Origin of the sequence: Nonomuraea sp. NPDC049695 (assembly GCF_040674955.1) — a bacterium.
GTDB lineage: Bacteria > Actinomycetota > Actinomycetes > Streptosporangiales > Streptosporangiaceae > Nonomuraea > Nonomuraea helvata.
The window spans coordinates 87,058-98,064 of record NZ_JBFANV010000037.1 but is presented as its reverse complement, the minus strand read 5'-3'; the positions used below and the strand labels follow the sequence as shown (position 1 = coordinate 98,064).

The 11,007-nt window shown below is 68.9% G+C and carries 12 protein-coding genes and 1 pseudogene; 5 read left to right on the top strand and 8 right to left on the bottom strand.

Annotated elements, in window-relative coordinates; all coding sequences use genetic code 11:
• Positions 1-160: 160 nt before the first annotated feature.
• From AB0J64_RS29315 to AB0J64_RS29305, 3 genes are all read left to right on the top strand, one after another.
• Positions 161-1,297: a histidine kinase gene (locus tag AB0J64_RS29315; RefSeq protein WP_364033578.1), complete on the top strand. Its 1,137-nt coding sequence runs from the start codon at positions 161-163 to the stop codon at positions 1,295-1,297.
• Positions 1,294-1,950 (top strand): response regulator transcription factor, encoded by a 657-nt coding sequence (locus tag AB0J64_RS29310; protein WP_364033575.1) that lies wholly within the window; start codon positions 1,294-1,296, stop codon positions 1,948-1,950. The genes AB0J64_RS29315 and AB0J64_RS29310 overlap by 4 nt, the downstream gene beginning before the upstream one ends.
• 78 nt (positions 1,951-2,028) lie before the next feature.
• Complete coding sequence (locus AB0J64_RS29305; protein ID WP_364033572.1) at positions 2,029-2,418, top strand: hypothetical protein; 390 nt, start codon at positions 2,029-2,031, stop codon at positions 2,416-2,418.
• 77 nt (positions 2,419-2,495) lie between these two features.
• Here AB0J64_RS29305 and AB0J64_RS29300 read toward each other — a convergent pair whose 3' ends face one another.
• The gene (locus AB0J64_RS29300) at positions 2,496-2,759 is read right to left on the bottom strand and encodes a DUF2306 domain-containing protein (protein WP_364033569.1); all 264 of its coding nucleotides are present in this window, start codon (positions 2,757-2,759) and stop codon (positions 2,496-2,498) included.
• A gap of 388 nt (positions 2,760-3,147) precedes the next feature.
• Positions 3,148-3,807: a rhomboid family intramembrane serine protease gene (locus AB0J64_RS29295; protein WP_364033566.1), complete on the bottom strand. Its 660-nt coding sequence runs from the start codon at positions 3,805-3,807 to the stop codon at positions 3,148-3,150.
• 66 nt (positions 3,808-3,873) lie between these two features.
• Here AB0J64_RS29295 and AB0J64_RS29290 point away from each other — a divergent pair, with 66 nt between their 5' ends.
• On the top strand, positions 3,874-4,521 hold the full coding sequence (locus tag AB0J64_RS29290; RefSeq protein WP_364033564.1) for a carboxymuconolactone decarboxylase family protein: 648 nt from the start codon (positions 3,874-3,876) through the stop codon (positions 4,519-4,521).
• A 78-nt stretch (positions 4,522-4,599) separates the two neighbouring features.
• Here the strand turns inward: AB0J64_RS29290 and AB0J64_RS29285 are convergent, their stop codons facing one another.
• The 6 genes and pseudogenes from AB0J64_RS29285 to AB0J64_RS29260 all read right to left on the bottom strand — a co-directional run.
• Positions 4,600-5,592 carry a LacI family DNA-binding transcriptional regulator gene (locus tag AB0J64_RS29285; protein ID WP_364033584.1) on the bottom strand — a complete coding sequence of 331 codons (993 nt, stop codon included), beginning with the start codon at positions 5,590-5,592 and terminating at the stop codon, positions 4,600-4,602.
• 38 nt (positions 5,593-5,630) lie between these two features.
• The gene (locus AB0J64_RS29280; protein ID WP_364033561.1) at positions 5,631-6,452 is read right to left on the bottom strand and encodes a carbohydrate ABC transporter permease; all 822 of its coding nucleotides are present in this window, start codon (positions 6,450-6,452) and stop codon (positions 5,631-5,633) included.
• Complete coding sequence (locus tag AB0J64_RS29275) at positions 6,449-7,381, bottom strand: sugar ABC transporter permease (protein WP_364033558.1); 933 nt, start codon at positions 7,379-7,381, stop codon at positions 6,449-6,451. The genes AB0J64_RS29280 and AB0J64_RS29275 overlap by 4 nt, the downstream gene beginning before the upstream one ends.
• 1 nt (position 7,382) lies before the next feature.
• A complete protein-coding gene (locus tag AB0J64_RS29270) occupies positions 7,383-8,618 on the bottom strand; it encodes an extracellular solute-binding protein (protein WP_364033556.1) in 1,236 nt (411 codons plus the stop codon).
• A gap of 20 nt (positions 8,619-8,638) precedes the next feature.
• On the bottom strand, positions 8,639-9,562 hold the full coding sequence (locus tag AB0J64_RS29265) for a family 43 glycosylhydrolase (protein WP_364033553.1): 924 nt from the start codon (positions 9,560-9,562) through the stop codon (positions 8,639-8,641).
• A 160-nt stretch (positions 9,563-9,722) separates the two neighbouring features.
• Positions 9,723-10,064: pseudogene (locus AB0J64_RS29260) on the bottom strand (hypothetical protein); the annotation flags it as partial.
• Here AB0J64_RS29260 and AB0J64_RS29255 point away from each other — a divergent pair.
• Entirely contained in the window at positions 9,965-10,963 is a 999-nt protein-coding gene (locus tag AB0J64_RS29255; protein WP_364033550.1) for an IS3 family transposase, read from the top strand. The pseudogene AB0J64_RS29260 and the gene AB0J64_RS29255 overlap by 100 nt on opposite strands.
• The last annotated feature ends 44 nt before the right edge of the window (positions 10,964-11,007 follow it).

Below are 11,007 nucleotides of genomic sequence, written 5' to 3'. Positions count from 1 at the left end.
GCGGCACGACGGCTCGTACGGCGTCGTCGTGCCCGCCTCGGTCACCTTGGTGATGGCCATGGGCGCGCAGTACGTGCCGCGCGCCACCTGGTCCTGCACCGTCCGCGCCCGTGCCGTCGCATCTACCCTTGCGCCATCGCCCCCGAAGAGAAGGTCCGATATGGCCGTCCCCTTTCCGCAGCGTGCGCCCGCTCCGGTCCGCCACTCTGCCAGGCTGCTCGATCTGGCGCTGGCCCTCATCACCGTCGTCGGCGTCGTCACCGGTGTCATGGCGGCCGAGGTCCACGAGTCACCGTGGCAGGGGCTGATCCCCCTCGCGCTGTTCCTCGGCGGGCTCCTGCTGTTCAGGCGTCGCCTGCCGATGACCGTCCTGCTCCTGTCGATCGCCGCGATCTTCCTCTACCGCTTGAACAGCCACTTCGAAGGCGGCTGGATATGGCCGGCGTCGGCCGCCTACTTCAGCGCCGCCTGTACGCCGCGCGTACGGTGGGTGGCGCTCGTCGGCGTCGCCCAGCTCGTCTACGCCGCCGCCGACTTCTGGTGGGTCCTGCAGAGGAACGTGCCCCGCTTCGTCATCCACATCGCCGGCGAGGCGCTGCTGCTGGCGATGCTCATCGGCGCGGGGCTGGTGTGCGCCGCCGTCATGCGATGGCGCGGGCAGCTGCGGGAGACCGACAGCCGCGCCCGGGCGGCCGAGGAACGGCTCCAGGTCTCGCGCGAGGTGCACGACATCGTCGCCCACACCCTGGCGGTCGTCGGCGTCCAGCTGAACGTCGCCGCCGACGCCCTCGAGGAGGACCCCGCCGAGGCCGCCGCCGCGCTGCGCGTGGCCAAGGACGTCAGGAACCGCGCGATGGCCGACCTCTCCTCTCTCATCGGCGTCCTGCGCGACCGGGCCGACGGCGCCGCGCCTCAGCCCGATCTCGCCGCCCTCGGCGCGCTCGTCGCGGACGCCCGCGCCGCCGGCCTGCAGGTGACCCTCGACGAGCGCGGCGACCCCTCGGCCGTCCCCGCCGCTCCGGCCGTGGCCGTCTACCGGATCGTCCAGGAGACGCTCACCAACGCACTGAAGCATTCGGGGGCGGCCAAGGCCCAGGTCACGATCGCCTGCGGGCCGAGCTCGGTCGTCGTCGAGGTCACGGACGACGGCCGGGGGTGCGGCGAGATCGTCGAGAGGCACGGCCTGGCCGGCATGCGGGAACGGGTGAGCGCACTCGGGGGAACGCTCACCGTGGATTCGGGGCCGGGCGCCTTCTCGGTCCGAGCCGAGATCCCTGTGGCAGGCTCGCCCGTATGACGATCAACGTGCTCCTCGCCGACGACCAGGCACTGGTACGGGCCGGCTTCCGCAGCCTGCTGGCCCGCTCCCGGGACGTCGCCGTCGTCGGCGAGGCGGCCACGGGCGACGAGGCCGTGCGGCTGGCCGCCGGTACGCGCCCCGACGTCGTCCTCATGGACATCCGGATGCCCGGGATGGACGGCATCACCGCCACCCGCCACATCGTGTCCGGCACCGGCTGCCGGGTGATCATCCTGACCACGTTCGACACCGACGAGCACGTCTTCGACGCGCTGTGCGCCGGCGCCAGCGGCTTCCTCACGAAAGAGGTCGAGCCGAGCGAACTGCGCCGCGCGGTCGCCGCCGTCGCGGCCGGCGACGCGCTGCTGTCGCCCGGCGTCACCCGCCGGGTGGTGGAGCAGTTCGCCCATCGGCAGGGGCCGGCCCCGGTCGCCCGGCAGCGGCTGACCGCCCTCACCTCCAGGGAGTTGGAGGTGGTGCGGCTGGTCGCGCTCGGCCTGTCCAACGACGAGATCGCCGAACGCCTCACGATCAGCCCGTTCACCGCCAAGACCCACATCACCAGGGCCATCTCCAAGGTGGAGGTACGCGACCGCGTCCAGCTGGTCATCCTGGCCTACGAGAGCGGCCTGGTCCGGCCCGGCGGCTGAAGCCCGCCAAATTTCTCTGAACTTTGCCGGCGAACTCATCGTCATTTCCTACGGAAAACATCACCGACAGGGGGCAAAGTGAGAAAACTGCTGCTCATCACCGCCATTGCCGGACTGGGTGTCACCGTCATGGGATCGACCGCCGCGTCGGCCACCGCGCGCGACGACTACCCCGGCGCGCATGTCGCCAACAGTCACGGGGACTGGCTGGCCGAGGCCCAGTTGTCCAAGCACCACAACAGGATCATCATTTGTGACCGCAGCACCGACCACCGGTACGCGATGGCCAAGGTGCGGTACCAGGGCCACACCTACCAGTACGCCAACTACTACAAGAACCAGGACTGCATCGAGCAGAAGACCATCAACATGCCGCATGGCACGATCGAACTATGGGCCTGCGTGAGCAAGCCGTACAAGGTGAAATTCGCCTACTGCGGGCCCAAGCAGACGATAGTCAGGAAGTGACATCGACGGGTCGCCGGTCCATTCCGGCGACCCGTTCTCCGCTTTTCCGATAAACGCAGCTTGAACACTCGCTGCCTTTATCGCGGAGAGCGCCGGCGGATGACCCATTCGGCGACGGCGAGGTTGATGATCCAGCCCATGCCGTGGAATATCGCCCGGTTCACCCCTTCGGGCGCGGCCCCCGTGGCGAGGACCCAGAGGAGCTGGGTCACCGCCTGGGTGCCCGCCCCCATGCCGATCGCGTAGCCGCGGATCATCCAGGCGCGGTGCCGGGCGACGTCGCGCCGCAGGATCGCGGCGAAGCCGAGCACGATGCAGCCGGCCATCGCCGAGCCGAACACCAGCCGGAACCCGGCCAGCAGCCCGGTGCCACGTGGGCCTGCGGCGGCGGAACCCGGGTGCGAACTGGAAGGCTCCCAGGACGCTGTAGACGGTGACGCCGGCGATGTGCAGCATCACGGGCACGGGGGCGGCGAGGAAACGCGCGTCATCCGGCATGATGCCGGCGCCCAGGGTCAGCTCGGTCATGCGGACGGCACCCACCACCACCGGGATGGAGCTGAGAGCGAGCAGCCCGGCCGGGATGAGCCGGCCCGCCCTCGTGTCGGTCATGTCTCGATGGTGGCGACGGCGGCGGGCCGGGACATCGGCGGAACGGCTCGCGCAGGTTCGGCCTCTCAGCCACCGGCGAGGTCGTACTTTCGGCCACGCCCCCGCCGGACGCGCGGCTCAGAGCCCGAGATCGTCCAGTTCCTTCAGCAGCGCGGCCCTGGTGTCCTGCTGCGGGGCGGCCGGCGCCGGCCGGGGAGGCTTGCGGTCGCGGAACAGCCAGCCGCCCGCCACGCCGCCGACGAAGCCGAACACGTGAGCCTGCCAGCCGATGCCCTCCTGGGGCAGCAGCCCGGCGAACGTGTAGGCGAAGCACAGGGCCATGACCACGCCCACCACGATGTCGATCAGATGCCGGTCGAACGCGCCGCGCACCAGGATGTAGCCGAAGTAGCCGAAGACGACGCCGCTCGCGCCCGCGCCGATGCTCTGCGGGCTGGCGGTGAACCATTCGCCGAGGCCGCTGACCACGATGATGAGCCCCGTGACGCTGAAGAACTTGGCGACGCCCCGATAGGCGGACAGGAAGCCGAAGATGAACAGCGGCCCCGAGTTGGCCTCGATGTGCTCCCAGCTCCAGTGCAGGAACGCCGACGGGACGATGTCGCCCAGCCGTGCCAGGTTCCATGGCTGGACGCCGTACTGATAGCTGAGCGCGTAGCCCGACAACCAGTTGGGGATCTGTACGATCCAGATGATGGCCAGGAACCCGACCATCACCCAGAACGCCTTGCGCGCCTCCGCGACCATGATCTCGGCGGTACGACCCTTGGCCTCCACCCCGGCTCCTCCTCGACAGGTCCCACGTACTGCACCGGGAACCAGTATCAGGACGGAAGGTCACGAATGCAGCAGCATGACGATCAGGATGAGCGTGAGGGCGCCGTGCACGGACGGATCCCCTGGCACGACCCGCGTGCCCTGACCGCGGACCAGCGCGCGCTGTACGACGAGATGGCGTCAGGGCCGCGCGCCGCGGGTCCGTTCCGGTTGACGGACCCGGAGGGCCGTCTGGAGGGCCCGTTCAACGCGATGCTCATCGCCCCGGGCGTCGGCGGGCCCCTGCAGCGGCTGGGCGCGGCGATCCGGTACGCGACGGACCTGCCGGACCGGTGGCGCGAGATCGCGATCCTGGAGGTGGCGGTCGCGCGCCGCAGCGACTTCGAGTGGTACGCGCACGAACACGTGGGCCGCAACGCGGGCCTGACCGCGGAGGAGCTGTCCGCGCTGCGCTCGGGGGCGGACGCCGAGACGTTCGACGAGGCCGAGCGGACCGTGCGCGCCGCCTGCCGGGCCCTCGTCCTGCGCCGCGGCCTCGACGACGACCTCTACGCCCGTGCCGAGGCCGCCCTCGGCACGGCACGCCTGTACGAGCTGGTCGTCCTGGTCGGCTACTACGACACGCTGGCGCTGTCGCTGGCCACGTTCCGCACACCGCTGCCACCGGGCGAGCCACCGGTCTTCGGTCAGGGTCCGCCGTCCCAGGCCCTGTGATCGAAGCCGTGCTGCCCGGTGTGGAGCGTGGCACGCTCGCCGGCGCGTGCGGGAGCGCTTCAAGACGAATGAGAGCGTCTATCCGCCGGTCGATTGGCGGGCGACGAGGGAGAAGCGGCTGATGAACTCGCGGGCGACCTGCTTCTTCTTGCCCTTCTCCGCGATCCGCCCGACCAGGAACCCGACGGCCGTGCCGGCCATGAGGGAATGGTCGGGGTCGATCGACGACAGCGAGGGCACGGTGTAGGAGCTTTCGGAGATGTTGTCGAAGCCGATGACCTTGACGTCCTGCGGGACGCGCAGCCCGCTGTCGGCCAGGCCGCGCAGGGCCCCGATCGCGACCGTGTCGGTCACGCAGAACACGCCGTCGAAGGCGACCCCGGAGTCGGCCAGCCGCCGTGCGGCCACCGCCCCGTGCTCCATGGTCAGCTGCTCGATCGGAGCCACGAGCTCCGGGTCGTACGGGATGCCGGCCTCGTCGAGGGCTTTGCGGTAACCGTCGCAGCGCAGGCTGGAGACGTCGACCTCGCCGTTCTGCAGGCCGTCGATGAGCGCGACGCGGCGGCAGCCCCGCTCGATGAGGTGCGCGGTCGCCGCCCGCGCACCCTCGACGTTGGGCATGGCCACGTGGTCCACCGGCCCGTCGAAGATCCGCTCCCCCAGGATGACCATGGGGTACTCGACCTTGAGCAGATCGGTGTCGGCCGGCCCGAGCCCGACCGTGCTGAGGATGAGGCCGTCGTAGAGCCGGTTGCGGGACAGGGCGAGCGCGGCGAGCTCACCCTCGCGCGAGGCGCCGGTCTGCTCGATGGCCACCTTGAGATCACGCTTGGCCGCCTCCGCGATGATCTCGGCGGCGAGCTGCCCGTAGTAGGGCCGGTCGACCTCCGGGACGGCCAGCCCGATCAGCCCGGTCCGCCCGGTGCGCAGGTTGCGCGCCGCCACGTTGACGCGGTAGTCGAGCTCGGCGATGGCCCGCAGCACGCGCTCGCGCGTCTCGCTCTTGACGTGCGGATGGTCGTTGATGACATGGGAAACGGTCATGGCAGAGACCCCGGCGGCTTTCGCCACGTCCTGTATTGTCACCACCTCGACATCCTTTCACGGGCTCAGCCCTTGACACTGCCCCGCAGGAGCCCGTTGACGATGTGACGCTGCATCGCGATGAAGAAGATCACGACGGGGATCAGCACGATCACGCTGAGCGTCATGAACGCCGGCCAGTCCACGCTGTACTGTCCGACGGCCTTGTAGACCTGCAGGACCAGGGTCTGCTTCTCGGGCGAGCTGATGAACACGTTGGGCGTGATGAAGTCGTTCCAGATCCACATGGTCTGGAACACGCCGACCGTGATGAGGATGGGCCTGATGAGGGGCAGCACGATCCGCCAGTAGATCTGCCACGGCCCTGCTCCGTCGATGCGCGCCGCCTCGAAGATCGAGATCGGCAGCGACCGCAGGTAGCCCTGGATGAGGAAGTAGCAGAAGATCGAGCCGGCCGCGTACAGGAGGATGAGCCCCTCGAGGCTGTCCACCAGCCGCAGCCCCACGAGCAGCCGGTAGACCGGGATCAGCGTGGCCTGCCCCGGCACCAGGAACGCGATCACGAGCAGCACCGCGGCCACCCGGTTGACCAGGGTCTTGCGCAGCAGCATCGCGTACGCCGCCATCGAGCCGATGACCAGCATGATCACGATGGAGACGACGGTGACGTACAGCGTGTTGAGGAAGGCCTGCAGGATCGGCGTGTTCTCGAAGACCCGCACGTAGTTGTCGAGATACAGGCTCGTCGGCGGCGCGAGCGGCGAGGCCGACGTCTCCTGCTGCGTCTTGAAGGTGTTGACGACGATGTAGTAGAACGGCACGCCGACCACCGCGGCGGCCAGGATCATGAACAGCGGAAGGAGCGGCGAGGAACGTTTCTCCCTCATGAGACACGTCCTTCGAGGCGGCGGGACAGGACGAGCTGGACGGCCACGATCGCGCCCACGATCAGCATGAAGACGACCGCCAGCGCGGAGGCCTGTCCGAACTTGGCCTGCGCGATGCCGCTCTGGATGATCGACTGGGTGATGGTGAAGGTGGCGTAGCCCGGGCCGCCCTTGGTGAGGGTGTAGGGCAGGTCGTAGACCTTCAGGCCGCCGGTCATCAGCAGCAGCGAGCTGACGGTGACGGCCGGCGCGAGCAGCGGCAGCGTGAGCCGGAAGAACGCCTGTCGCGGCGAGGCGCCGTCCACCCGCGCGGCCTCGTAGTAGTCGTCGGGGATCGACTGCAGGTACGCCAGGTAGAGGATCGCGTGCCAGCCGGTGGAGGACCAGACGGCCACCATGATGACCGACAGCTGGGCCAAGGTGCCGTTCGACAGCCACGGGACAGGGCCGAGACCGCCGACCGCGTCGAGAGTCCAGTTGATCGCCCCCGAGCCGAGCGGCGACAGGATGAACCCCCACACCAGCCCGAGGATCGCGATGCTGGGGATGGCGGGGAAGAAGAAGACGGCCCGCACCACGTTCCTGCCGAAGAAGCGCCGGTTGAGCAGCACGGCGAGCGGGATCGCCAGCACCGTGACGATCACCGTGGTGCCGATCGCGTACATCAGCGTGAACCCGAGCCCGGCCAGCATGGACGGGTCGGAGAAGATCTTCCGGTAGTTCTCCAGCCCGACGAAGTTGACGTCCAGCGAGTAGCCGTTGAAGTCGGTGACGCTGAAGTAGAGCGACTGCGCCAGCGGGATCGCGAACAGCACCGCGAACACGATCCCGATCGGCACCAGGAACGCCTGCAGGCGCAGCCCTTCCAGCCTCTTCGGCGCCATCACCCAGGCCAGGGCGGGGGGCAGTCGTCGATCGAGCGTGGCCATGTCAGCCCTGCGACTTCAGCCGGTTGTCCAGCGCGGCGGCCACGGCCGCGGGCTGGGCCTTCCCCTGGATCATGAGCTGGAGCTGCGCCACGGCCTCGGTGTTGAGCGCGTCCTGGTCCCGCGGCCAGGCGATCTGCGGCAGGTAGAAGAGGCCCTCCTTGAGCGCCTTGAGGTTGGGCTCGAGCACCTTGTCGATCGTGGGGGTGAAGTCCGAGGTCGTGGTCATGGCGGCCGTCTGCTTGTTGAACAGCGCGACGCCGTCCTTGCTGCCGAGGTACGTCAGGAACGCCTCGGCCTCCTTCTCGTGCTCGGTCTTGGCGTTGATGGCGAAGCCGGGCGAGGCCGCGCCGGACCAGAACGGCTTGCCGTCGGGGGTCGGCACGGCGGCGAAGGCCATGTTCAGGTTGGGCGCCTTCTCCCGCAGCGTGGGGACGTTCCACGGGCCCGCGGCCATCATCGCGACGCGGCCGTTGGCGAACTCGTCCACGATCTGGTCGCCGCTCAGGCCGACGACGTCCTTGGTCATCACGCCGGTGGTGAACAGCTGGTTGTAGGTGGTCAGCGGCCCGGTCCACAGGTCGCCGAACGTCTTCTTGCCCGCGAAGATCTGGGCGTCCACGTCGCCGCCCTGCTCGGCGTTGGCATGGCCGACCAGGGCGCCGAGGGTGCCCGGAAGGCCCGTCGCCGACTCGAGGTACGGCGTGACGCCGGCCGCCTTGAGCTTCTGGCACAGGGCCAGGAAGTCGGCCCACTTCGTGGGGACCTCGCTCGCGCCCGCCTTGGCCAGCAGGTCCTTGTTGTAGAGGATGCCGCCGGCCCACGACGACGTGGACATGCCGTAGGCCTTGCCGTCCTTGGAGTAGGTCGCGGTGTTGAACTTGGACATGTTCGCCATGAACGGCTTGCCGGTCAGGTCCTTGACGAAGCCGCCCTGGATGAGGTTCGTCTTGTTCTCAGCCGCGATCATGAACACGTCCGCCCCGGTGCCGGAGACCAGCCGGGTCTGGAGCGTGGAGATGTACTCGGCGACCGGCGGGGCGGTGGAGAACTCGACCTTGACCGTGGGGTTCCGCTTCTCGAACTCCGCGATGAGCGGCTTCATGGTCTGCTCGTTCTCCCAGGAGAAGAACTTGAGCGTGGTCTTCCCGCCGCTGCCGCCGTCTCCTCCGGATCCGCATCCGGCCAGTGCGAGGGCGGCCGCCGCGAGCATCGCGACCGATTTTCTGAGCAGGGACATCGCTCACCTCTTTGAGCTCGTTACCGTGGGGGGATGGGCGCGCGGACCGGGGTCCGCGCGTGGATGACCGGTTCGAGATCGCCGTCCGGGCGGTGAACGAGCCAGTCGAACACGATCTCCCGGTGGATTCCGTCTCCATCGGGGATCGCGAAGCGGTGGTAGGCGACGATCCAGTCGTCGGTGCCGGGCACGCGCAGGATCGCGTGGTGGCCGGTGGCGAGGATGCCCCGCTCCGGCTGCTTCTCGATGAGGATCCCGCGGTCCTCCCAGGGGCCGAGCGGACCCGTGCCGACGGCGTAGCGGACGCGGTAGTCGGGCTCGCGGGTGTCGTTCTCGGACCAGGACAGGTAGTAGCGGTCGTGGTGGCGGTGCACGGTGGCCGCCTCCCGGAAACCGGTCGGCACCCAGGAGACGACCTCGGCCGGATCGAAGGACATGAGGTCGTCGTTCAGCGGAACGCCGTGGGCGACGCTGTTGCCCCAGTACAGGTACGTCACGCCGTCGTCATCGGTGAACACCGACGGGTCGATGGCGGTGCCCGGGTAGTCGCCCGCCGCCACCAGCGGACGGCCCAGGTCCTCGAAGGGGCCGGCCGGAGCGGTGGCGCGGGCCACGCCGATGTTCTGCTCCGCGGTGTAGTAGAGGTAGAAGGCTCCGTCGCGCTCGAGGATCGCCGGCGCCCAGGCGTGACGCCCGGCCCAGGAGACGTCGGAGCCGAGCCGGAGCACCTCGCCCTCGTCACGCCATTCGACCAGGTCGGCCGAGGAGTACGCCGAGAAGCTCGTCGATCCCCAGCCGGGGTGGCCGTCGGTCGTCGGATAGAGCCAGTAGCGGCCACCCGCCGCCATCAGGGAGGGATCGGCCAGCCGGCGGCCCAGGGGCGAGGGAGGTTCAGTGGACGGCGTGCCGTCCACTGCGGCTCGGGCCCGGGCGTCATGAGACATGGACGTGTCCACTCCTTGGACGAATGTCGCTTTTATCGATACAAACTTGTATCGATAAAAATCACGGCTTGTCAATACCTCGTTACCGGATCCTCATCAGGAGGGGGCGGGACCGGTGAACCGTCCAGGAGACCGCATCCGACATCGAAGCTTCAGCGGCTCAAGGTGTGCTCTGATCGTGGGTCTCGCCATGATCGGTGTCCGGCGCCATGGCCTGGGTACGCGCCTCCGCGACCTGCCGCATGATGCGGCGGGCCCCGCACGCCTCGGCTGTGGCGTACGCCTCTGCGGCCAGCGCCACCGCGTCGTCCCGTCGCCCTTGCGCGGCGGCGATGTAGATCAGCCCTACCTGGTTGGCGGCGACAGCGGCCAGGAGCCCGAGCTCCCGGCACAGCCGTACCGATGCCTCCAGATGCTCCCGGGCGGCGTCCAGCCGGCCTGCGGCATGGTCGGCGATCCCCAGGTGCCGGAGCACTTCCCACTGGACGTGTCGGCCGCCTTCTTCGCGGGCGAGACTCGGTGAGAGCTCGCTTCGAGCTCATCGACGCGGAGAAGGCCAACCACACCGTCGCGGCGATGTGCGCATGGCTGGGGGTGTCCCGGCCGGGCTACTACGAATGGCGCGGCCGGCCCGCCTCGGCGACCGCTCGCCGGCGTGAGCACCTCAAGCAGCTCATCACTGCCGTCTTCGAGGCATCGCACGAGACCTACGGTTACCGGCGGGTGAACCGCGCGCTGGCCCGCCGCGGCGAGGAATGCTCGGCCGAGCTGGTCCGGCTGCTCATGCGTGAACTCGGCCTGGTCCCGGTGCAGGCACGAGCCTTCACGCCGACCACGACCGAGCAGGGTGACTTCCGCGGCATCCCCGACCTGGTGCGGCGGGACTTCACCGCGCCCCGGCCTGGCCTCAAGCTGGTCGGCGACGTCACCTACATCCCCACCTGGGAAGGCTTCCTCTACCTCGCCACGGTGATCGACTGTCACAGCAAGGCCGTCGTCGGCTGGGCGATGGCCGACCACTACCGGACCGAACTGGTCGTCCAGGCCATCCGCAACGCCGCGCACACAATCACGATCGAGCCGGGTGCGATCTTCCATGCTGATCGCGGTTCGAACTACACCTCCGACGCCTTCGGCCAGGTGCTTGCCGAACTGGGAATGCGCCGCTCGGTCGGCCGCACGGGCGTGTGTTTCGATAACGCGATGGCCGAATCGTTCTTCTCCGCGTTGAAGAACGAATGGCTGAAGCGGTACGTGTTCACCACCCGTGCCAAGGCGAAACAGCAGGTCATCCGCTACATCGAGGGCTTCTACAATCTACGACGGCTCCATTCCGGCGTCGAGTACCGGCCGCCGCTGGAGGTCCTCAACGAGTACTACGAACAACTCATAGCCGCATAGAGTCACATCGCAAGTTCCGCTGTCCGGAACGATCACGGCCCCTC

What these genes read in the sequence shown, in the direction of transcription:
- AB0J64_RS29290 (WP_364033564.1), top strand. Translation starts at nt 3,874, where the DNA reads ATGCAGCAGCATGACGATCAGGATGAGCGTGAGGGCGCCGTGCACGGA.
- AB0J64_RS29315 (WP_364033578.1), top strand. Translation starts at nt 161, where the DNA reads ATGGCCGTCCCCTTTCCGCAGCGTGCGCCCGCTCCGGTCCGCCACTCT.
- AB0J64_RS29270 (WP_364033556.1), bottom strand. Translation starts at nt 8,618, where the DNA reads ATGTCCCTGCTCAGAAAATCGGTCGCGATGCTCGCGGCGGCCGCCCTC.
- AB0J64_RS29280 (WP_364033561.1), bottom strand. Translation starts at nt 6,452, where the DNA reads ATGAGGGAGAAACGTTCCTCGCCGCTCCTTCCGCTGTTCATGATCCTG.
- AB0J64_RS29275 (WP_364033558.1), bottom strand. Translation starts at nt 7,381, where the DNA reads ATGGCCACGCTCGATCGACGACTGCCCCCCGCCCTGGCCTGGGTGATG.
- AB0J64_RS29310 (WP_364033575.1), top strand. Translation starts at nt 1,294, where the DNA reads ATGACGATCAACGTGCTCCTCGCCGACGACCAGGCACTGGTACGGGCC.
- AB0J64_RS29265 (WP_364033553.1), bottom strand. Translation starts at nt 9,562, where the DNA reads ATGTCTCATGACGCCCGGGCCCGAGCCGCAGTGGACGGCACGCCGTCC.
- AB0J64_RS29255 (WP_364033550.1), top strand. Translation starts at nt 9,965, where the DNA reads ATGCCTCCAGATGCTCCCGGGCGGCGTCCAGCCGGCCTGCGGCATGGT.